This is a genomic window from Streptomyces sp. NBC_00104, assembly GCF_045160825.1.
Classification (GTDB): Bacteria; Actinomycetota; Actinomycetes; order Streptomycetales; family Streptomycetaceae; genus Streptomyces.
In genome coordinates, this window is the sequence record NZ_CP108215.1 from 1,733,701 (window position 1) to 1,755,077 (window position 21,377).

At 71.9% G+C, this 21,377-nt stretch carries 21 protein-coding genes and 1 pseudogene; 14 read left to right on the forward strand and 8 right to left on the reverse strand.

Features of this window, described 5'->3' with window-relative positions:
* Positions 1 to 67 precede the first annotated feature (67 nt).
* A complete protein-coding gene (locus tag OG272_RS07450; protein WP_327730720.1) occupies positions 68 to 1,369 on the forward strand; it encodes a GNAT family N-acetyltransferase in 1,302 nt (433 codons plus the stop codon).
* A 180-nt stretch (positions 1,370 to 1,549) separates the two neighbouring features.
* Here the strand turns inward: OG272_RS07450 and OG272_RS07455 are convergent, their stop codons facing one another.
* On the reverse strand, positions 1,550 to 2,788 hold the full coding sequence (locus OG272_RS07455) for a PLP-dependent transferase (RefSeq protein WP_327730719.1): 1,239 nt from the start codon (positions 2,786 to 2,788) through the stop codon (positions 1,550 to 1,552).
* A 60-nt stretch (positions 2,789 to 2,848) separates the two neighbouring features.
* Here OG272_RS07455 and OG272_RS07460 point away from each other — a divergent pair, with 60 nt between their 5' ends.
* Both OG272_RS07460 and OG272_RS07465 read left to right on the forward strand, forming a co-directional pair.
* A complete protein-coding gene (locus OG272_RS07460; protein WP_326584292.1) occupies positions 2,849 to 3,340 on the forward strand; it encodes an Lrp/AsnC family transcriptional regulator in 492 nt (163 codons plus the stop codon).
* A 136-nt stretch (positions 3,341 to 3,476) separates the two neighbouring features.
* The gene (locus OG272_RS07465) at positions 3,477 to 5,168 is read left to right on the forward strand and encodes a DUF885 domain-containing protein (protein WP_327730718.1); all 1,692 of its coding nucleotides are present in this window, start codon (positions 3,477 to 3,479) and stop codon (positions 5,166 to 5,168) included.
* Positions 5,169 to 5,220: 52 nt separating this feature from the next.
* Here OG272_RS07465 and OG272_RS07470 read toward each other — a convergent pair whose 3' ends face one another.
* Entirely contained in the window at positions 5,221 to 5,748 is a 528-nt protein-coding gene (locus OG272_RS07470) for an immunity 21 family protein (protein WP_327730717.1), read from the reverse strand.
* Between the two features lie 65 nt (positions 5,749 to 5,813).
* Complete coding sequence (locus tag OG272_RS07475; protein WP_327730716.1) at positions 5,814 to 6,299, reverse strand: rhodanese-like domain-containing protein; 486 nt, start codon at positions 6,297 to 6,299, stop codon at positions 5,814 to 5,816.
* Positions 6,300 to 6,430: 131 nt separating this feature from the next.
* Between OG272_RS07475 and OG272_RS07480 the strand changes: the two genes are divergently transcribed.
* Positions 6,431 to 6,886, forward strand: coding sequence for an Lrp/AsnC family transcriptional regulator (locus OG272_RS07480; RefSeq protein WP_327730715.1), 456 nt, complete (start codon positions 6,431 to 6,433; stop codon positions 6,884 to 6,886).
* 38 nt (positions 6,887 to 6,924) lie between these two features.
* Here OG272_RS07480 and OG272_RS07485 read toward each other — a convergent pair whose 3' ends face one another.
* Positions 6,925 to 9,918: an AAA family ATPase gene (locus tag OG272_RS07485; protein WP_405892935.1), complete on the reverse strand. Its 2,994-nt coding sequence runs from the start codon at positions 9,916 to 9,918 to the stop codon at positions 6,925 to 6,927.
* Positions 9,919 to 10,009: 91 nt separating this feature from the next.
* Entirely contained in the window at positions 10,010 to 11,173 is a 1,164-nt protein-coding gene (locus tag OG272_RS07490) for an exonuclease SbcCD subunit D (protein WP_327730713.1), read from the reverse strand.
* 693 nt (positions 11,174 to 11,866) lie between these two features.
* Here OG272_RS07490 and OG272_RS07495 point away from each other — a divergent pair.
* The 9 genes and pseudogenes from OG272_RS07495 to OG272_RS07535 all read left to right on the forward strand — a co-directional run bounded on the left by OG272_RS07495 (position 11,867) and on the right by OG272_RS07535 (position 19,355).
* A complete protein-coding gene (locus tag OG272_RS07495; protein ID WP_405892936.1) occupies positions 11,867 to 13,108 on the forward strand; it encodes a PP2C family protein-serine/threonine phosphatase in 1,242 nt (413 codons plus the stop codon).
* 660 nt (positions 13,109 to 13,768) lie between these two features.
* Positions 13,769 to 14,317: a DUF5994 family protein gene (locus tag OG272_RS07500; protein ID WP_326584284.1), complete on the forward strand. Its 549-nt coding sequence runs from the start codon at positions 13,769 to 13,771 to the stop codon at positions 14,315 to 14,317.
* 368 nt (positions 14,318 to 14,685) lie between these two features.
* Positions 14,686 to 15,032 (forward strand): annotated as a pseudogene (locus tag OG272_RS07505) (hypothetical protein).
* 43 nt (positions 15,033 to 15,075) lie between these two features.
* Positions 15,076 to 15,798 carry a DUF5994 family protein gene (locus OG272_RS07510; RefSeq protein ID WP_327730709.1) on the forward strand — a complete coding sequence of 241 codons (723 nt, stop codon included), beginning with the start codon at positions 15,076 to 15,078 and terminating at the stop codon, positions 15,796 to 15,798.
* 10 nt (positions 15,799 to 15,808) lie between these two features.
* Positions 15,809 to 16,078: a hypothetical protein gene (locus OG272_RS07515; protein ID WP_405892938.1), complete on the forward strand. Its 270-nt coding sequence runs from the start codon at positions 15,809 to 15,811 to the stop codon at positions 16,076 to 16,078.
* 630 nt (positions 16,079 to 16,708) lie between these two features.
* A complete protein-coding gene (locus tag OG272_RS07520) occupies positions 16,709 to 17,140 on the forward strand; it encodes an STAS domain-containing protein (protein WP_405892940.1) in 432 nt (143 codons plus the stop codon).
* Positions 17,141 to 17,235: 95 nt separating this feature from the next.
* Positions 17,236 to 17,808, forward strand: a complete 573-nt coding sequence (locus tag OG272_RS07525; RefSeq protein ID WP_326584283.1) for a hypothetical protein — start codon at positions 17,236 to 17,238, stop codon at positions 17,806 to 17,808.
* On the forward strand, positions 17,798 to 18,559 hold the full coding sequence (locus OG272_RS07530; protein WP_327730707.1) for an ANTAR domain-containing protein: 762 nt from the start codon (positions 17,798 to 17,800) through the stop codon (positions 18,557 to 18,559). Before OG272_RS07525 ends, OG272_RS07530 begins: the two co-directional genes overlap by 11 nt.
* A 79-nt stretch (positions 18,560 to 18,638) precedes the next feature.
* The gene (locus OG272_RS07535; RefSeq protein ID WP_327730706.1) at positions 18,639 to 19,355 is read left to right on the forward strand and encodes a GAF and ANTAR domain-containing protein; all 717 of its coding nucleotides are present in this window, start codon (positions 18,639 to 18,641) and stop codon (positions 19,353 to 19,355) included.
* 205 nt (positions 19,356 to 19,560) lie between these two features.
* Here OG272_RS07535 and OG272_RS07540 read toward each other — a convergent pair whose 3' ends face one another.
* The 3 genes from OG272_RS07540 to OG272_RS07550 all read right to left on the reverse strand — a co-directional run bounded on the left by OG272_RS07540 (position 19,561) and on the right by OG272_RS07550 (position 20,679).
* Positions 19,561 to 19,845, reverse strand: coding sequence for an ANTAR domain-containing protein (locus OG272_RS07540; RefSeq protein ID WP_326584280.1), 285 nt, complete (start codon positions 19,843 to 19,845; stop codon positions 19,561 to 19,563).
* Between the two features lie 115 nt (positions 19,846 to 19,960).
* Complete coding sequence (locus OG272_RS07545; RefSeq protein WP_327730705.1) at positions 19,961 to 20,317, reverse strand: PRC-barrel domain-containing protein; 357 nt, start codon at positions 20,315 to 20,317, stop codon at positions 19,961 to 19,963.
* 83 nt (positions 20,318 to 20,400) lie between these two features.
* Positions 20,401 to 20,679 carry a hypothetical protein gene (locus tag OG272_RS07550; RefSeq protein WP_326584279.1) on the reverse strand — a complete coding sequence of 93 codons (279 nt, stop codon included), beginning with the start codon at positions 20,677 to 20,679 and terminating at the stop codon, positions 20,401 to 20,403.
* A gap of 380 nt (positions 20,680 to 21,059) precedes the next feature.
* Here OG272_RS07550 and OG272_RS07555 point away from each other — a divergent pair, with 380 nt between their 5' ends.
* Positions 21,060 to 21,272 carry a hypothetical protein gene (locus OG272_RS07555; RefSeq protein ID WP_326584278.1) on the forward strand — a complete coding sequence of 71 codons (213 nt, stop codon included), beginning with the start codon at positions 21,060 to 21,062 and terminating at the stop codon, positions 21,270 to 21,272.
* The last annotated feature ends 105 nt before the right edge of the window (positions 21,273 to 21,377 follow it).

A 21,377-nucleotide genomic window follows, 5' to 3' on the forward strand; every position in this document is an offset into this window, starting at 1 on the left:
CGGTCAGTCACAAAGCGTTCGTGATCACGCAACACCGTTCGTTCACAGTGGCCCCATGACTCCAGACATGTCTGATGTGACGCGGGCGAAGAACGCCCGCCCGGTACACCACCGGCTGCTGTCGGCCACGGCCGGCTTCCGTAGCTGGTGGGAACGGCGCCACGGTCACGCGCCGCCGACGGGCGATACCGACGCCCGGCCGCCGCTCGCCGAGGGGCAGCAGGCCGGGCCGTCCGAGGCGGTCGGCGCGGTGGTCACCGGTGCGACCCTGATGTGGCGGATGCGGACGACGGTGAAGGACGAACCCGGTTCGCTGGCCGCGCTGTGCACGGCACTGGCGGTGCACAGCGTCGACATCCTCAGCCTGCAGACCCACCCGCTGGCCGAGGGCACGGTCGACGACTTCCTGCTCCGGGCGCCCGAGGAACTGTCGGCCGCCGAGATCGGCCGGGCCGTGTCGGAGGCGGGTGGCACCGGCACCTGGATCGAGCGCGGTGACGCCCACGACCTGGTGGACGCACCGACCCGGATCCTCGGCCTGGCCACGCGTACGGCGCTGGACGCGGCGGAACTCCCGCTCGCGCTGCGGCAGTTGCTGGGCCGTTGCACCATCCGCTCGCTGCCCGCCACCGCTCCCGGCTCGGGCCGGGCACAGGAGAGCGCCCCGGTCGAAGGGGTGCTGGAGGAGACGGTGATGCGGCTGCGGGCGCCGGAGGGTGGGGTGATCACGGTGGAGCGGCCGTATCTGCCGTTCACCCCGACGGAGTTCGCGCGGGCGCGGGCGCTGGTGGAGCTGGACGCGCGGCTGGGGCCGCGGATCCCGCGCAGCCAGGACGTGCTGACGCTGCCGGAGGGCAACGACCTCATGGTGCGGCGCGCCGACGCCGGGGACCTGCGGGCGGCGAAGGCGATGCACGAGCGGTGCTCCGCGCGCACGCTGAGCATGCGGTACCACGGGCCCGTCGGCGACGCGGACCGCTATCTCAGGCATCTGCTGAGCCCGCGCTTCGGGCGGACGCTCGCCGCGCAGACGGCCTCGGGGCGCCTCGTCGGCCTCGGTCATCTGCTGTGGGACGGCGACGAGACGGAGATCGCGCTGCTCGTCGAGGACGAGTGGCAGCGGCGTGGGATCGGCGGTGAGCTGCTTCGCCGACTGGTGGACATGGCGGCCGAGACGGGCTGCGAGAACGTGTACGTGGTGACGCAGTCGTCCAACACGGGGATGGTCGCGGCGATGCGGGGGCTCGAACTGCCGCTCGACTATCAGATCGAGGAGGGGACGCTGGTGATCACCGCGCGGCTGGATGAGGGCACGGTCGCGTCGCGTGCGGCGCGACGTCGCGAACGACCGGTCGGAATGACCGAGTAGCACCGGGGGGCTTGTGAGCCGTTGTCGGGTGCGGGTGCGTGGGGGCTGGTCGCGCGGTTCCCCGCGCCCCTGAAGGGCGCGGCTGCGGGGCGGTGGTTACACGGCCCCGCACGCCCGAGCAACTCGGATCAGCCCTGGTGACCGGCAGGAAACCCCGGTGACCTGGATCAGCCCGAGTACTCAGGCCCGCCTCGTGGACAGCACGGCCCTCTCGTCAGCGGTCCGCTCCCCCATCGCCCCCTCAGCCCCCATCTCCATCCCCATCCCCAACGCGCCGTCCAGATCAGCCCACAGATCCTCCACGTCCTCCAGCCCCACCGACATCCGCAGCAGCCGGTCGCTCACCCCGGCGCCCCGACGGTCCGTCTCCTCCACGATGCGGTGGCTGATGGAGGCCGGGTGCTGGATGAGGGTGTCGACGCTGCCGAGGCTGACGGCGGGGGTGATCAGGCGGACGGAGGCGATGACGTCGTGGGGATCGCCGTGGACCTCGAAGGCGATCATGGCGCCGCCGATGCGCGGGTAGTGGACGCGGGCGACGCGCGGGTCGGCGGCGAGGCGGCGGACGAGTTCCGCGGCGGTCGCGGAGGCCGCGCGGACGCGGACCGGGAGCGTCGACAGCCCGCGCAGCAGGAGGTAGCCGGCGAGCGGGTGGAGGACACCGCCGGTGGCGAAGCGGACCTGGCGCAGCCGCCCGGCGAACTCCTCGTCGCAGGCCACGACGCCGGCCATCACGTCACCATGACCGCCGAGGTACTTGGTGGCGCTGTGCAGGACCAGCCGGGCACCCTGCTCGACCGGGCGTTGCAGGACGGGTGTGGCGAAGGTGTTGTCCGCGAGGAGCGGGACCGAGCCGCAGGCGTGGGCGAGGGCCCGCAGGTCGAGTTCGGCGAGGGTCGGGTTGGCCGGGGACTCGACCAGGACCAGGCCCGTGTCGGGGCGCAGCGCGTCCGCGACGCCGGCCGGGTCGACCCAGGTGACCTCGGTGCCGAGCAGCCCCGCGGTGAGGAGATGGTCGCTGCAGCCGTACAGGGGTCGTACGGCGACGACGTGGCGCAGGCCCATCGAGGCGCGGACCAGGAGCACGGCGGTCAGTGCGGCCATACCGCTGGCGAAGGCGACGGCGCTCTCGGCGCCTTCGAGGCGGGCAAGGGCGGTCTCGAAGCGGGAGACGGTCGGGTTGCCGAGCCGTCCGTAGACCGGCGGGCCCTCCGGCTCGGCGCCGTCGCCGGCGAAGGCGTCGATACGGGCGGCCTCGCCGCGGCTGTCGTACGAGGGGTAGGTGGTCGACAGGTCGATCGGCGGGACGTGCAGGCCCTGACGCGCGAGGTCGTCGCGGCCGGCGTGCACGGCCTCGGTGGCCAGTGCTCTCGGCGTGGTGCGTGCGTGGTCGTACGCGTGCGTGCTCGCTGAGTTCATGGGCGTCAGAGTGAACAACGGCCGGGCTGGGGTGATCGAACGCCGTGTTACGTTCGAACAATGACCGAATCCGTCGTACTCGATCCGGTGGACCTCCATCTGCTGCGGCTGTTGCAGAACGACGCCCGGACGACGTACCGGGATCTCGCGGCGCAGGTCGGGGTCGCGCCGTCGACGTGTCTGGACCGGGTGACGCGGCTGCGGCGCGCGGGCGTGATCCTCGGGCATCAGCTGCGGCTGGATCCGGCCAAGCTGGGGCGTGGGCTGGAGGCGCTGCTGTCGGTGCAGGTCAGGCCGCATCGACGGGAGCTGGTGGGGCCGTTCGTGGAGCGGATCCGGGCGTTGCCCGAGTCACGGACCGTCTACCACCTCACCGGGCCGGACGACTATCTCGTGCATGTCGCGGTCGCGGACATGGCGGATCTGCAGCGGCTGGTGCTCGACGGGTTCACGTCACGGCGCGAGGTGGCGCGGGTGGAGACCCGGTTGATCTTCCAGCAGTGGGACTGCGGGCCGCTGCTGCCGCCGGACATCGAACGCCATGCGCCGTGAGACCTCCGGCCCCAGCCTGCGACCTCTCCGGCCCTCCGGACGCGGATCACGCCCTGAGCGGAATCCGGCCGACGTAAGGTTCAAGCGCCCGTTAAGCAGCTGACGCCACCCCCGCCGCCGTACCAAGATTGTCGGCATGTCTGACACCAAGAGCCCCCTGCCCCGCGAGGTCGCCGACGCCTACGTCGACGACCTCATCGCCCTCGACCCCGTGACCGGCACGTACCTGGGTGTGAAGGAGAGTTCCAGCAGGTTGCCGGACACCTCGCCGGCGGGTCAGGAGGCCCGGGCGGAGCTGATCCGGGCGACGCTCGCGCGGCTCGACGAGGCCGAACGGCAGCCGGGCGCGAACAGTGACGCCGAGCGCCGGTGCGCGCGCCTGCTGCGCGAGCGCCTGACGGCGGAACTGGCCGTGCACGAGGCCGACGAGGGGCTGCGTGCGGTCGGCAACATGGTCACGCCGCCGCACGAGGTGCGCGAGGTCTTCACCATCACCCCGTCCGAGACCGAGGAGGACTGGGCGGCGATCGCGGAGCGACTGCGCGCGGTGCCGACGGCGTACGCCGGGTACCGCGCGTCCCTCGCGCTCGGCCTGGAGCGCAAGCTGTACGCGGGCCCCCGCCCGACCGCGACGTTCATCGGCCAGCTCACCGAGTGGGCGGACACGGACGGTTCGGGGCGCGGCTGGTTCGAGGACTTCGCGTCGGCGGGCCCCGAGTCGCTGCGCGGTGAACTGGACGAGGCCGCCCGCGCGGCCACCCGGGCCGTGGTGGAGCTGCGCGACTGGATGCGGGACGTGTACGCCCCGGCCGTCGAGGGTGCGCCGGACACGGTCGGCCGGGAGCGCTACGGCAAGCTGGTCCGCTACTTCACCGGCTCGGACCTGGACCTCGACGAGGCGTACGCGTACGGCTGGGCCGAGTTCCACCGGCTGCTCGGCGAGATGAAGCAGGAGGCGGCGAAGATCCTGCCCGGCGCCGAGACGCCGTGGGTGGCACTCGCGCACCTGGACGAGCACGGCCGGCACATCGAGGGTGTCGACGAGGTCCGCGACTGGCTGCAGTCCCTGATGGACGAGGCGATCGAGGCGCTGGACGGCACGCACTTCGACCTCGCCGAGCCGGTCCGCAAGGTCGAGTCGTGCATCGCCCCGCCCGGCGGCGCGGCGGCCCCGTACTACTCGGCCCCGACCGAGGACTTCTCCCGCCCGGGCCGCACCTGGCTGCCGACGATGGGCGCGACCCGCTTCCCGGTGTACGACCTGGTGTCCACCTGGTACCACGAGGGCGTCCCCGGCCACCACCTCCAGCTCGCGCAGTGGGTGTACGTCAAGGACGACCTGTCCCGTTACCAGGCCACGATCGGCGGGGTGAGCGCCAACGCCGAGGGCTGGGCCCTGTACGCGGAGCGGCTCATGGACGAGCTGGGCTTCCTCAAGGACGCGGAGGAGCGGCTCGGCTACCTGGACGCGCAGATGATGCGGGCGGCCCGGGTCATCGTCGACATCGGCATGCACCTGGAGCTGGAGATCCCGGCGGACTCCCCCTTCCACCCGGGCGAGCGCTGGACCGTCGAGCTGGCCCAGGAGTTCTTCGGCGCCCACAGCAGCCGCCCGGCGGACTTCGTGGAGAGCGAGCTGACGCGCTATCTGACGATGCCGGGCCAGGCCATCGGCTACAAGCTCGGCGAACGCGCCTGGCTGCTGGGCCGGGAGAACGCGAAGCGGCGCCACGGCGACGCCTTCGACGCCAAGGCCTGGCACATGGCCGCGCTGTCCCAGGGCTCCCTGGGCCTGGACGACCTGGTGGACGAGCTGTCCCGGCTGTGAGGGGCCGGCCGGGCCCACCGCCGTCCGCGGCAGGGCCCGGCGTCGCGCCGGTTCAGTCCGTGAGAGGTCTCACCCGCACGAGGCCGAGCCAGGTCTCCGGGCCCGTCGCGACCTGGGCGGCGCGAACCCCGTAGTGGCCGGGGTCCAGCTCCACCCGTACGTGGTCCGTCTCCCGGAAGGCGTTCCCGGGCCAGACGGCGTCGAACAGGACGACCGGACCCGGCACCCGCCACCGCACCTCCGGCTCCCAGGCGGCCGTGTCGAGGGCCGCCGGGACGTCCGCGAGGAGTTCGGCCTCGGAGTCGGCCGCGTACCAGCGGACGAAGGTGCCGTGCTCGGGCAGGTACGTGGTGGAGGCGGGTTCGTGGCCGAGGACCAGGGCGCGGGTGTCGCCGACCGGCAGCAGGCCGACGTGTCCGTCGATGTCACAGGCCCGGTCGTAGTCGGACGACGTCTCGTCGCCGTCGGCGCCCGCCCAGAACGCCAGCACCGCTTCCGGTATCGCTATGAGCGGTCCGCCGCTCGACTCCACCCACCGCACCACATCGGGAACCACCGCAGCATCCACGTATCCAGCCATGCCCAGAAGCTACACGGCGTCCGCGGTACCTAACTCGCCACCCCCGAGGGCTTGTTGACAGTTTGTCAGCAACCGCAGTCGTCGGCACCCACCGGCGTGGTCAGCGGGTCGGCACCGCCCGTCGCCTCGCCCTCCCAGGTCTCGTAGGTGAGGCCCTCGCGCGCCCAGTACTCGAAGCCGCCGAGCATCTCCTTGACCTGGAAGCCGAGTTCGGCGAGGGCGAGAGCGGCGCGGGCCGCGCCGTTGCAGGCGGGGCTCCAGCAGTAGGTGACGACCGGCACGGACTTGTCGAGCAGCCGCTCGGCCTGCTCGGGGATGAGCGCCGTGGGCAGGTGGACCGCGCGCGGGATGTGGCCCTGATCCCAGGACTCGGTGGAGCGGGAGTCGAGGACGACGAAGCCGGGGTCGCCGTCGGCGGCGAGGGCGGCGGCCACGTCGGACACGTCGGTGTGGAAGGCGAGGCCGGCCCGGAAGTACGCGGCGGCCTCGGTCGGAGCGGCGGGTGCGACGCGCAGGACGGAGTTGACGGCGGACGTGGTGGTGACGCTCATGAGCTGGCCTTTCCCTCGCGGAGGTCCTTGTTTCCCTGACCAGAAATCTACGAACGAAGAGCCGCCGTCTGAAGGCGCGTTCCACGGTCCAGGTCTTGATCGGCCGGGGATTCCCCTGCTATCCATCGGACATGACCACGAATCCCCCGTACGAGCCCGACGCCACCGACTGGCGCGTTCTGGAGGTTCTCCAGCGCGAGGGCCGGGCCAGCTTCGCCGAGCTGGCCCGTGCCGTGTCGATGTCGGCGAGCGCCGTGACCGAGCGGGTCCGGCGGCTGGAGGAGGCGGGCGTGATCCGGGGGTACACGGCCGTCGTGGACCCGGAGCGGCTGGGGCTGCCCATCCTGGCGTTCGTCCGCCTCCGCTACCCCAACGGGAACTACAAGCCGTTCCACGACCTGGTGGCCGTCACGCCCGAGATCCTGGAGGCACATCACGTCACGGGCGACGACTGCTTCGTGATCAAGGTCGCCACCCGTTCGATGCGCCATCTGGAGGAGGTGTCGGGCAAGATCGGCACACTGGGGTCGGTGACGACGAGCGTCGTCTACTCCTCACCTCTCCCCCGGCGGCCCCTGGGGCACTGACGGCCCGTGGCCAGTGACGGCCCCTGGGTCAGTGCCGGTCACCGGCCTCGCTGCCGAACGACCGACCCGGTCCGCTCCTTCACGACCTCCAGCTGCGCGTGGACGCGCCGCCGCAGATCGGCGACATGGCTGACGATGCCGACGCTGCGGTCGCGTTCGCGGAGCGCGTCGAGGACGTCGAGGACCTCGTCGAGGGTCTGTTCGTCGAGGCTGCCGAACCCCTCGTCGATGAAGAGGGTGTCGAGCCGTACGCCGCCCGCCTCGTCGGTGACGACGTCGGCCAGGCCGAGGGCGAGCGCGAGGGAGGCGAAGAACGTCTCGCCGCCGGAGAGCGTGGCCGTGTCCCGCTCCCGCCCGGTCCAGGCGTCCACGACGTGCAGCCCGAGCCCGCTGCGACCGCGCCCGGCCCGGTCGTCGGAGTGGACGAGGGTGTAGCGGCCCGAGGACATGCGCTGGAGCCGTACGGTCGCGGCTGCGGCGACCTGTTCCAGGCGGGCGGCGAGGACGTACGCCTCCAGGCGCATCTTGCGCTCGTTGTCGGCGGAGGTGCCGGCCGTGAGCCCCGCCATCCGGGCGACGCGGTCGTACTCCTCCCGCAGCGGTGCCAGCCGGCGTACGGAGGCGGTGGCCCGCGCGGACAGCCGGTCGAGTTCGGCGCGGCGCCGCTCGGCGGCGTCCCACGCGGAGACGGTGTCCTGGAGTCGCCGGGCGGCGGCCACCGCGTCCTGCTCGGCGGTCGCGAGGTCGGCGGGCGGCCGCTGGGCGGCGGCGGCCGTCTCGGCCTCGGCGAGCACGGCCCGGACGGCCGCCTCCTCCGACTGCCGGGCGTCGAGGCGGTGTTGGAGGTCACGGTGGGCGGCGTCGTCGAGGACGGCGGCGGCTGCGGCCTGCGGGGTGTCGAACCCGGCACGGAAGGCAGCGTCGGCGAGACGCGCGTCGGCGTCCTTGAGGCGCTGCGCGGTGTCGTCGGCCACCCGGGCGGCCTCGGCGGCCCCGCCGAGCAGCGCGGCCCTCCGCTCCAACTGCGCGGCCCGCACGGCCACGCTCTCGGCGTCACCCCGGGCCTGCGTCAACTCCCCTTCCAAGGAAGCCCGTTCCCGCTCCAGCGCGTCCCGCCGGGTGTCGCGGGACGCGGCCCGCACGGCCGCCTCCTGCTGGGCGGCGATCCGCCGGTCCCGCTCACGTTCGGCGTGCAGCAGGGCTTCCTGTGCGGGATGCAGTCCGGAGGCGTCCACCCGCGCCCGCGCGTATCGCTCCTCCAACTCTTCGACCAGCGAGGCGAGTCGACCCGTCGGCTCGTCACCGGCCTCGGCGCTCGCGGCGGCGTGGGCCTGCCGTACGACACCCAGTCGCCGCTCGGCCTCGGCCCGCTCCTCGTCGGCGCGCTGGAACGCGGCGAGCGCCCGCTCCTCCGTCTCGCGGTCCACGTGCCCGGAGACCTTCTGAGCCGGCTCGGGGTGTTCGGTGCCACCGCAGACGGCGCACGGCTGCCCCTCGACGAGTCCGGCGGCGAGCTCCGCCGCGATGCCCGACAGCCGCTGTTCCTTGAGGTCCAGCCAGTGGGCGCGCGCCTCGACCGACCGCTCGGCCAGCCTGAGCACCCGCGCCTGGGCGTCGTCGGTGTCGCGCCCGAGCTGGTCCCGCAGTCGTGCGGCCGCGAGCCGTTTCTCGGCGGGTTCCCGCTGCACGGCGAGCTGTTCGGCACGGGTGGCGGCCTCCTGGGCGGACTCGATACGGGTCCGCAGCTCCGCCCGGGTCGACTCCCACTCGGTCAGCCAGCCCTCGGCGTCCTGGAGGACGTCCTCGTCGGCCCGCTCCTCGCCGTCCAACTCCGCCTGCTCAGTGAGGAGGACGGCCAGTCGCCGCTCCGCGCGGCGGGCCGACTCCAGACCGCCCAGCTCCTCCGACGCCCTGCGGGCGGCGGCGGCGAGCCCGGCGGCGCCTTCGTCGGCGTATGTCCCCGACAGCCGGGCACGCGCGTCCTCCTCGTCAGCGCTCGCCCACCGGTGCTCGCGCTCGGCCTCGTCCCGCAGCTCCAGCGCGGGCACCACGGCCTCCGCCTTGCGGGCCCGCTCCATCCGCGCCCGGTCCTCCCGGTGGGCGTGGGCCCGCTCCTCCAGCCGCGCGGCGCGCTCCCGCGCCTCCGCGAACCGCCGTTGCAGCCGCGCCACTTCGCGTACGTCGTCCAGTACGCGATCGGCGGCGGCCCGCGCCGACTCGGCCGCCGCCCGCGCGCAGTGGGCGACGGTGAGCCGTTCACGCGCGGTGCTCCGGGCGATGGCGGCCCAGCCCAGCACGGCCTCGGCCAGCCCGGGGTCGCCGGGCGCCAGCTCGGGCAGCTCCGGGGCGTCTCCCGCCGCCTGCTGCATGCGGTGGGCGTCGGCGAGCAGTGCCGCGTCGCCCTCGCGCACCCGGGCCTCGGTCGCCCGGCGCCGGTCGGCGAGCCGCTTCTCCACGGCGGCGAAGTGATGGGTGTCGAAGAGACGGCCCAGCAGCCTGCCCCGGGCCTCGGCGTCGGCGCGCAGAAAGCGCGCGAAGTCGCCCTGGGGCAACAGCACGACCTGGCAGAACTGCTCCCGGCTCATCCCCAGGACCTGGGTGATCTCCTCGCCGATCTCCTGGTGGGAGCGGCTGAGGTCCTTCCAGGACGCCGCGACCGCGTCGTACTCGCGCAGCCGGCTCTGCGCCTTGTCGACCGTGGTCCCGGGGCGGTTCCCCTTCTTGGGCCGCTCCCAGGGCGGCTGCCGGGTGATCTCCAAGCGGCGTCCGGCGACGGTGAGTTCGAGGCGGACCTCGGTGCGCGTCGAGGGTGCCGCGTGGTCACTGCGCAGGGTCATGCCCTGGCCGCTCTGCCGGGCGCCCGGCACCGAGCCGTACAGCGCGTAGCAGACGGCGTCCAGGACCGAGGTCTTGCCGGCGCCGGTCGGGCCGTGCAGCAGGAAGAGCCCGGCCGCCGAGAGATCGTCGAAGTCGACGGACTGGGCGCCGCCGAAGGGGCCGAAGGCCGTGATGTCGAGCCGGTGCAGCCTCATCGGGGCCCTCCCGAACGGGTCCGGCCCAGCCGGTGCGAGCAATTCACCGGGCCGCTCGGGCGACCCGTCGGACGGCTCATCGAGCAGCGGCTCACCGGGCGACCTCCCGGACCGTCTCGTCGGCCCTTACGGCGTCGAACGCGTCCCTGAGGACGGTCCGTTCGTGCTCGTCGGGGCCCGTTCCGCGGACATGGGCCACGAAGTCCTCGGCGATCTGCTGGTCGTCGCGGCCGGCGAGGCGCCGGGCGTAGGAGACGTCCGGGTCACCGGGGGCGCGCTCGGGGTCGAAGACGAGGCTGAGGGTGTGCGGGAAGCGTTCGCAGAGCCGGGCCATGGGCTCGGCGGGCCGGACCGGGTCGGTGAGCGTGGCCTCGACCCACGCCTCCTCGTGCCGGGCCTGCTCAGGGTCGACGAGCAGGTCGTCCAACCGTCCCCGGATCCGGGCGAGCGGGCGCGGTACGGGGCAGTCGATCCGCTCGGCGTCCACCGTTCCGTCGGCGCCGAGGTCCACGAGCCACATGCTCTTGCGGTGGTCGGTCTCGGAGAAGGAGTACGGCAGCGGGGAGCCGGAGTAGCGGACGCGTTCGGTGAGGGTCTGGCTGCCGTGCAGATGTCCCAGTGCCACGTAGTCGACGCCGTCGAAGACACCGGCGGGCACGGAGGAGACCCCGCCGACGGAGATGTCCCGCTCGCTGTCGCTGGGCGCGCCGCCGGTGACGAAGGCGTGGGCCAGGACGACGGAACGGGTGCCTGCCGGGCGGGTGGCCAGGTCGGTCCGTACCCGGTCCATGGCAGCGGCGAGCACCGCCTCGTGGCCCGCCTTCTCCACCCCGAACTCGTCCTTCACCAGGGCGGGTTCGAGATACGGCAGCCCGTAGAAGGCGACGTCGCCGTGGGTGTCCGGCAGGATCACCGGGGTGCCGACGGCGGAGGCGGCCGTCCGCAGATGGATGCCCGCCCGGCCGATGAGGCCGGCGCCGACGCCGAGCCGCCGCGCCGAGTCGTGGTTTCCGGAGATCATCACCGTGGGCACGTCCAGCTCGGCCAGGCGGTGCAGGGCGTCGTCGAAGAGCTCGACCGCGGCCAGCGCCGGCACCGCCCGGTCGTACACGTCCCCCGCCACGACCACCGCGTCCACGTCGCGCTCCCGCACGGTCGTGACCAGATGACCGATGAACTCGGCCTGCGCGCCGAGCATGTTCACCCGGTGGAACGCCCGACCGAGATGCCAGTCGGAGGTGTGCAGCAATCTCATGAATCCGCTCTGACCTGCACGTTTCTCCCCACGACGCCCCCATGGCCAGCATCGACCAGCACGGGCACGCCGGTCGGCACCCACCACGCTAACGCTTGTCGGCACCTGATTCACCAAGGACCTCACATCGCGACCTCGCCCCGGCCTGCGGATCGCCAGGAAAACGGCCGTGCGCTTCCCGGGACAGCCAGGGTCGACAGCCGAGTGATCGGGGGCCGCGCGACGAGCGCGACCGGGACCGGGACCGGCGCGAAGATCCCGGCCCACGGAGCGGTCGCACGGATGGCCCGCCCGGAAGTGCCCGATGGGGCCGAGCCGCTTAGCGTCGTCGTGCACAGGCCGCGTAGACCACGCAGACCACGCAGACCACGCAGACGATGCAGACGATGCAGACACCACGCCTCGGCGCGCCGAGGCGATTGAGAGGCACCTCCATGGCAGTCGTGATGACCTTCGGCTGGGGGTCGAGAGCGACCCCCAGCCGGAGTTCTTCCCGCTCCACAGACGCTTCGTCGCCCCCGGCGTCACCGGTGCCGCCTGACCCCGCGTCAGTGGACATCGCCACGTGGGTGCCCGCGCCGGTCGGCAGCCCGTGCGCCGCAGCCGGGACACCGGGCCGCCTGGCAAACACCGCGTGGACGCAGCCACCCCGCTGAGTTCCCCATGTCAGGGGACGAAGGGAAGCAGACAGCGATGACGGACGGTGGGCGTAGGCCGGACAGGGTCGGGGTGGACCGGTCCGAGGGGTTCGGCGAACGGCTGCTCGGGGTGCTGCTGGACCGCGCTCACGAGATGCCGCCGGAGTTGATCGCCCCGCTCGTCGCGGAAGAGGTGGCCAGGGTCGGAGGGCGGGATGTCTCCATCCTCCTGCAGGACTACGAACAGGTGCTCCTGGTGCCGCTGCCGGGCCGGAGACTGAAGGTCGGCGGCCCCGAGCCGGTCGAGGACTCCCCCGCCGGCGAGGCGTTCCTGAGCCGCAGAACGGTGGAGGTGCCGAAGGACGGCAGTGTGCGGATGTACCTGCCACTGCTGGACGGAAGCGACCAGATCGGGGTGATGGCCGTCACCCTGGACCGCGTCGATGACGACGACCGGCGGCTGCTGCGCAGACTCGGCGGTCTGGTCGCGGACATGATCGTCACCAAGGACGCCTACACCGACCAGTTCTTCCAGGCCCGCCGCAGCGCCCCGATGAGCGTGGCCGCGGAGATCCAGTGGTCGTTGCTGCCCCCACTGTCGATGACGATTCCGCAGGTCGAGGTGGCCGGGATCCTGGAGCCCGCCTACGACGTGGCCGGCGACAGCTTCGACTACGCCCTCAACGGCGACGTCCTGCACATGGCCATGATCGACGCGATGGGCCACGGGCTGGACGCGGCGACCATGGCGACCGTGGCCATCGGCGCCTACCGCCACACACGGCGGGCCCACACCGATCTGTCCCAGGTGTACGCGTTCATGGACAGGGCCATCAACGAGCAGTTCGGCCCCGACCACTTCGTCACCGCGCAGATGATGATTCTGGACATCACCACCGGCCGACTGCAGTGGGTCAACGCGGGCCACCCGGCCCCGTTCCTGATCCGGGACCGCGCCGTGGTGGACCGGCTGGTGAGCCCGACCACGCTGCCGGTCGGCTTCGGCGGTGAGGAGCCGTCGGTCAGCGAGCGGATGCTGCGCCCCGGCGACCGGTTGCTGTGCTTCACCGACGGCCTGATCGAGGAGCACCACACCGGCGGGGAACAGTTCGGAGAGGAACAGCTCATCGAATGGACCAACCGGATCCTCCGCGAGCGCACCGAGGTACGGGCGGTGGTGCGAGCCCTCTCCCACGCCCTGAAACACGAACGCGGCGGCACCACGACCGACGACGCGACCATCTTCCTCATGGAGTGGCGAGGCGGCGACGCCGATCACCTCACCACCCTCGACTGAGCCCTGGGGCAGAATCCGCGACGACACCCATGCCGGCACCCCTGCTCTCACCTGGCCCGACCGCCCGTCTGTCGTCCTTCGGGCCCTTGGGTGCGGTTCTCGTGAGCGAGGCTGTCCGGGCGGGCAGCCGAACGTGGTCCGACGGGCAGGACCACGGCCCTCCGCAGCGCGGCATCGCCGACCGGAGGACCTTGGGATCCGCCGGCCGGCGGATCGCCCCGGCGTACCGCGACATCCGCCGTCGCTTCGACACCACCGAGCAGCGCAGCCACCCCGCGGGCCTCGCCGGCGGGACCCGCCTCTACCTCACCGTAGACACCACCCGCGCGGCAGAACCCGCCCGCTCGTGGCTGGAGACCGGCCGGTCCGCGAAGACCAGCCGGTCCGCGGCGACGCCCGGTCCGTTGAGGACAGCCGGTCCGCCGACGACGGCCGGTCCGTTGAGGACAGCCGGTCCGTTGAGGACAGCCGGTCCGCCGAGGACGGCCGCGTCGGCGGAAGTGAGGCGGTATCCGAGAACAACCCGCCCGGTCCCTTCGGGGAGTAGCGTGAACCCACTGGGAGCACTTCGCACACCAGCTTCGATGCCGGTGTCGTTCCCAGTGAGCGACGACACCGGGCGGCTGCCCTCGCGCAGAGGTCCGGAGACAGGTTCGCGCAATGCCCGCGACCATCCCTCACCGCCCTCTACGGCCCGTTCCTTTCCGAGCCCCGAATGCGCGCATCGCGCTGAGGACCAAGAGCCCCTCCGCAGGGCCCGCCGAGTTGGACGGCGCCTGGTGGCCCCGTTCACGGGACCTGCAGAGCGAGCTCACCGCCCTGGCGGACGTGCTGGATCCGCTGTGGGGACGGATCACCCGTATCGCGGTCAACCCCCGACACTGGCCGATCCTCCCGCCTCGGATCTTCGTCAACGGCCATGTGGTGAAGGTCGGTTGGTTCACCTCGGACCTCGATCCGCACGCGATCCTGTTGCTGTCCTACACCGCGGGCCGCTGGGACCTCCTCGTGATCCCCCCGGAGACCGGCGCCCCCTCGGCCGCCCGGCTGATGGCCGCCGCGAGTGCGGACGCCGGCCCGCCGATGACCGCGACCGCGCTCATGACGGCGGAACGGGCCCGTACCGGAAGCCCGGAGGCCGGGGAGGACGGGAGCGGCGGTGTTCTCGGGTCTCACGGCCGCGATCAGCGGCGCGCCATGGGGACATGACGACCCGTGGTCACCGCCCTGGCCGTAAGTGCGCTGCCGGATCCGGCCGTTGTCCGGCGGGGTCATGCGCCGGATCCCCGGTGTGACACATCGCAGGAAACGCATCGCCCGCCGGAGCCGGGGTGGTACAGGGCGGGTGCCTCGCGCGCACGACACATGGCGGGTGCCCCGCGCGCACGACGGAACGACGATCACCGCCGTCTCACCATGAATCGGATGCTGAAGGGCGGATCACGGAATGCCCCCACCAGGTCACTCGCAACAGGCGACCGCGGTGGCCGGGACAGGATCGGCCAGGGCTCCGCAAGCCTGAAACAGGCCGTCGAGAAGACCAAGGACGCCTTCGGGCGGGACGGAAGCGGCACCCGATGACGTACGACCAGACTCGCGCCCAGCAGCCTGCGGACCAGACAACGGGCTCCGGCAGACGCCGTACCCCGGGCCCGGAGCCGCTGCTCCCGTCGGCCGAGCGGGACAAGATCCTCCTGCGCCTACGACGCGTCCTCAACACCTTCGCCGATACCCCGCGCGAGGCGCTGGAGAGGCCGAGAGCGCCTACGACGCGGCCACCTCCCAGCTCGTGGGCGCCCTCGAAGGACGGCGGTGTGTCCTGCGCGCCGGGTGGCAGGACCGGGACCCCGAGACGCAGTCCGACGAGCTCCGGCAGGTGCTGAGGCAGTACCGGGAGATCACCCAACGGCTGCTCCATCTCTAGGCCGTTGCACGCGGGCCCGCGGCGCGGCGGAGCGCGGAGTAGTGTGAACAGTACCGAGAGCATTTCGCACACCGGCTTCCACGCCGGGTCGTTCTCGGCGCGAGATGAACCCCGGGCCGCCGCAGAGGCGGTCCGGAGACGGGTCCGCATCATGTCGGCGACCTTGCTCCCCACCCTGCCGCACCACGCGCCCGTCGCAGCCCCGGCCGCGCGTCTCGCGTTGAAGACCGACGGCACGTCCCGCGGACTCCTGGACGGCGCCTGGTGGCCCCGCTCCCGGGATCTGCTGGTCGAACTGCCCGCACTGCTCGATGTATTGGACCCCCTGTGGGGCCGCGTCACCCGCATCGCCGTCAACCCGACGTACTGGCCGGTCATCCCTCGCAAGGTTCCCGTGGACGGCCACATCGTCAAGGTCGGCTGGTTCACTCTGGAAATCGACCCGCACAAACTGCTGCTGCTCTCCCACGGCGCCGGCCGCTGGGACCTGCTGGTCATCCCGCCCGAGACCGGGGCGGAGTCGGCGGCCCGGCTCATGGCAGCCGCGTCCGACCACGACGGCCCGCCACTGACCGCGAGCGCGCTCATCGCCGCGGACGAGGAGCGGCACGGCGTCTCCCCGGCACACGGTGTCTCCGCGACCGACGAGCCACTGGACCCGGACGAGCCATGGGAGTACGAGGGCGGCGCCTCAACGGTCCCCGCGGCCGTTCCGGAGCAGGCCGGGCCGCCCAGTCGGACCAGTCGTCTGATCATCGGTATGTGAGGTGGTCTCCATGTACGTGTTCCTGACAGCCGTCGCCTTCGTGGTTCTCATCGCGACGGGGGCATACGTGATCCACCGGCTCAACATCCAGCACGCCGGCAGGATCGCCGCGCACCGGTACAGCTCCGCACTGCACGGCCGCCGCGGTCGCGGCAGGCCGCGGCCCCCGGTCGGACCGGACCGGTCCGAGTCGCCGACCGGCGGCGAACGGCCGGACCACCGCGACGGGGGCCGTGGCCGCTTCCCACCAGGCCGCAGCCGTACCCCTCACCCCCGGTGACCAGCCGGTTTCCTCTTTCCTCCATGAACCCCGCGCACGGATCGCCGACTCGGCTCGTACCGCCGTGTGCGCCCCACCGCGCACCGGCTCCGATCGCGCGCTCCTGTGAGGGGCCGGGCCGGAACCGACTTCCGCAGAGCTGAACTGTTCGGCTCCATCATGCGGGCCACCTGCTGGAGCGGGTTACGGAGTGCCATGCTCGGGCGGCCGTCATGAGTGCTCACGTCCAAGCGCCGTGCGGCGCCTCGGACATACACGTGCCACTTCGTTTCCCCACCGTCCGCATCCTGGGATCGGGCCGCTCCGGACCGTCCGTCACACGACGCGAGGACTACTCTGGTGGGGAGACGCCCGAGACCCCGGCGGCATGTTGCTGAACACAGATGGCTGCGGGGTGCGGGCTCTTCGTCTGTCACCCGGCGCATCCCTGGAGGGAACCGGGTGGGTCCTCTGTACTGCTACTGCTACTGCCGTACTGCGGCACTGCTACCGCTCTACTGCGGGGCAGGCTGCCGGACCGACCGTCGCTCTGCCTCCGCCGCACATCGCCCCTGCCGTGAGCGCGCTGAGGGAACCGGGACTCCGGCACCCGCGCGTCCGCTGCCGGACGGCCTTCCGAACGGAGGCGTCATGTCCCTGCCACAGCTGACCGTCTACCGCCATGACCGAAGGACACGGGCGCTGATCACCCTGTCCGGTGAGATCGACCTCGCCTCCGCACCTTTGGTGCGCGATTCCCTGGCTCGGTGCCTGCGAGACGGTATCCGCACCATCGACGTCGACCTCACCCCAGCCACCTTCTGCGACTGCAGCGGGCTCAGCACATTCCTCCACGCCGCGCGTCAGACCACCGTGGCCGGCGGGACCCTGCGGCTGCACCACCCGCCGGCGATGCTGGCTCGGATTCTCGACCTCGCCGGCTGCGAGTTCCTGGTCCTCGGTCTTCCGGCCGCCCACCTGCCACCTCCTCGCGGACTCGGTGATACGCCGGCCATGCCCCGTCCAGCCCCGCCGCACCGCTCTGTCCCGCGTGCGCCCGCTCTCTCGGGCGATGTGCGATGACGGCCGACCCCGGGCGGGGGCAGTCACGGAAACCGAAGGACGGCGAGCCATCCGCCACGGCTCCGGTGCGGTTGCGCCGACTGAACCGTTGGCTGGTGGAGAGCCTGCGTGAGGATCTGGTGGATCTGTACGGGGAGTCCCGCGCGGCCGCGCCGGGTGATCCGTACCGCCTTCCCAGCCGTCAGAACTTCTCGGACCGTCTCACCACGGACATGCGCCGACCGGGTTTCGCCCTGGTGATCGCCGAGACGGACAGCCTGATGGGCTGCGCCTTCGGATTCCCGGTGGGCGGCGACGGCTCCTGGTGGCTCGGCTTCGAAGGAACACTGCCGCGCGGCGTCGGCCGACTCACGGTGTCCGGCGGCGTCTTCGCGTTCGCCGGCATCGTGATCCGGCCGCACCCGCAGGACCGGGGGATCGCCCGCCGTGTGCAGGAGCGGTTGCTGACCGACCGCCAGGCATCACTCGGCGCCACCCTGGTGGACCAGGCCGATCGCCCGACCCTCGCCGCGCTCCACTCCTGGGGGTGGCTGGACATCGGGGAGCTTCGCAGGCCACTGGGTGCCACCACGTTCCGCGCGCTGGTGTATCCCCTCGGGGAACGCGCCACGGCGCGGCTGGAGGGACTTGTCACGCTGCCTGGAGGCGGTGGCCCGGGTGGGACCTGACAGGCGATCGGCCCGCATCCGGCTGCTGGTGGCGGAGCAGGCGGTCCGACGAGGTGCCCGGGTCGGTGTCGTGGACGTGTGCACCGCGGCCGTGGCCGCGCTGCCGGTCGGCGGAGCCGGGCTGTCGGCGATGTCCCGGACCGCGGCGAGCCATCCGTTGTGCAGCACCGACGACATCAGTGAGCAGTTGGAAGAGCTCCAGCTCACGCTGGGCGAGGGGCCCTGCGTGGACGCCTTTGTACGCGGCTCGGCCGTCCTGACACCCGATCTGCTCACCGCCGCACTTCAGGATCACTGGACCGCGTTCGCCGATTCGGCCCTGGAGGCCGGAGCCCGCGCGATGTTCTCGCTCCCCTTGCACAAGGGCACGATCAGCCCGGGAGTTCTGGACCTGTACGTCGGCATTCCGACCGTACTGACCACGGAGGAACTGGCCGACGCACTGGCCTTCGCCGATCTCGCGACACTGCTCCTGCTCGACACAAGGATCGACGAGACGGGCGCACCCACCGACCGATCGATGCCGGAGCGCGGCTTCGAGGATCTGGGCGCGTACCGAGCGGAGATCGACCAGGCCAGCGGGATGCTCACGGTCCAGCTCGGAGTCGGCATCGAGGAAGCCTTCGTCCGGCTCCGCGCCTACGCCTATACGCGGGGACGCCGGCTCGCCGACGTGGCCGCGGACGTGGTGGCCCGTCGGCTTCGTTTCTCACCGGACACGGAGCCGGAGCAGTCCGATGAGGAAATCTGACGTATCGGTGCCGGCCGAGGAACGTGCCGTCCTTCCCGCCCCTTCAGGTCGGGACCAGTCTCAATCGAGGGTGCCCACCATGGATCAACAACTTCTGGCCAAGACCTTCGTCGAGCTGGCCGACAACCTGGTCGCCGACTTCGACCTCATCGATTTCCTGCGCCTGCTGACCGACCGCTGCGTCGGCATGCTCGACGCGAGCGCCGCCGGGGTGCTGCTCGCCGACCAGGACGGCGGACTCCGCGTCATGGCCGCCTCCGACGAACAGGTGCGCCTGCTGGAGCTCTTCCAGCTTCAGAACGACGAAGGCCCCTGCCTCGACTGCTTCCGCACCAACACACCGGTGATCATCCACGACCTGACCCGGGAGATCGACCGCTGGCCACGCTTCGTCACCGCGGCCCACCGCAGCGGCTTCGGGGCAGTCCAGGCCCTGCCCATGCGCCTGCGGGACGAGACCGTGGGCGCCCTGAACCTCTTCCGCGCCGCCCCCGGCCCCTTCGATCCGACCGCCACACTCGTCGCCCAGGCGCTGGCGGACGTCGCCACCATCAGCCTGCTGCAACAACGCACCACTCAGCGCAGCACAGTGCTCAACGAGCAGCTGCAGACGGCGCTGAACAGCCGGGTGCTGATCGAACAGGCCAAGGGGAAGCTCGCCGAACGCCAGGGCATCGACATGGAGCAGGCGTTCAGCGCGCTGCGCGGCTACGCCCGCGCCCACAACCGGCGCCTGGCCGACGTGGCCCGCGCCCTCATCGACAGCTCCGAACCCCTCGTCGGCCTGGAGTCCTGACCCACACCCCTCGCGGGGCCCTGGGCCAGTCGCCGCTCCCCGGCGCGAAGCAGTGGTCAGACGGAACGGACGGTGAACCACTGGACCGGTGTTTGGGGGCCACGACGCGGGCTACACAACAGATACGTCCGACGGCCGTCCTGGACGAAGGCACCGGAGAGTTGAGCCTACAGCTCCCGGTGCCGTCCGCTGGGCACGTACGCCGTCATCTCCGGTCCGCCGCGTGGAAGCGCCGCAGTGCTCGGCGCAGCTCCCGCCGTATCGGTTCCGGGAGCGTCCGGCCCTTCGTCGTGGCGACCAGAGCCGCAGCCACGTCCCGGAGCTTGATGTTGCAGTGCTGCGACACGCCCACCAGCAGGTCCCAGGCGTTCTCACTGGAACACGGCGCCAGCGCCATCACCATGCCGCGCGCCTGGTCGATCACCGCACGGCTCGCCATCGCACGGCCCAACTGCTGGTTCGTGGCGCGCAGTTCGACGACCTCGGCCAACAGAGCCGCATCCCCCGCTGACGGGACAGTCCTCAACAAGCGCTGTTCCACACGGGGCGGGGTCACCTGGTGCATGGTTCGTACCTCACAGAGCAGCCATCCCGTCCATAGGTGGTCAGCGACGCGCCAGTTGCCGCTCTCCGGCCGCACCGGGCTTGTAGGCCAGCTCGTAGTGCTTGAAGATCGCTTCCTCCTGCTCGGCGGGCAGCACGTCGTCGGTGCCGATCGAAGGGGCCTGCTTCACCAGCGTTCTGGCATAGCCGACCCGGAGATAGCCCGGTCCGACGATCGCGTTCTCGATGGGGACGAAGACCAGACGGTGCCGGGTGGGCAGTCCCGTCCGTACCGTGGCCATGGCCGGCTCATCGGTGGTGGTGTCCACATAGACCGCCTCAAGGACACCGATCTTGCGCGACTCGGCGTCAACGACATCACGGTTGCGCCATTCTCGGACGTCGGCTGCGTGAATCATGGTCTCTCCCTACCTGGACGAACCAGCTGCCTGGGGAGCGTGAGTCGCGCCCTTGGCCTTGTGCGTGCCGGCCACCGCACGGGTCACCCGCGGCGTTCGCGATCCCGGCGGTCCTCGCGCCTCCAGCGCGCCCGGTGCTGACGGCTGTAGCGGCGGTCCCAACGTTCCTGACGATTCCGGCGCTCCTGGTAGTCCCGGTAGTCCCCGAGATCGGAACCACCGCTACTGCTCCGGCCTCCGCCTCGATCGCGGCCGTGGCGGGTGGTGCCGTAGACCAACACCGCAGCGGCCACCCACCAGATGGGATCGAGGAAGCCGAAGCCGAACAGGACCGCGATGAGGACGAGGAGCAGGACGAACACGGTGGGCCTCCCCGGGAGCAGGACACGGCATCGATACCGGGGACTGGGGCCTCACCTCACAGCGTAGCCCTGCTCAAGGGTTGCGGATACCGTGCGACGTCAGCGCGTCCTGCCTTGCGCGGATGGCTGCTTGACACCTGTCGGGGAACTCCCGCAAGCGCTAGCGTGCGACATGCCGCCCCTGCCCCCGGCAGCGTCGCACCGCCAACGCGCTCTCCAGGGGGCGCCCCTGCACATCGGTGCCGGAACCCACCGCGTCACGCGCGAGGCCGTTCCCGTACGCCTCCTTCGCCATGTGGTCCTGGCGCGCTGTCGATGTGCTCCACAGCGGGCACGGCTCTGCTGCCCGCCGCGTCGCACATGTCCCGCAGGCGGTACCCATGTACGCGCTGATCCTCTCCGCTTCGACCCCCTTCGTGCTACTGGCCGCCGTGATGGCCCTGTCCTGGTGGGAGGACCGCATCCTGCCGACGCCGCCGGCCGTGCCGGCCGAAGCCCTCACCGAGGCTCCGCCCACCCCGGCGATCCCTCCCCGGCTCCCAGAACTCCTCCGTACCGAGCCCGCGTTGACACGGGACGGTGCCGGGCGTTGACTGGCGGCATGGCGTAGGGCTGTGCCATCCGGATCGTTCGGCCGCAGCATTCCGCCTTCCCGCTTCGCCCGGACCCCGCGGAATCAAGGAATTCCTCGCGCTCCG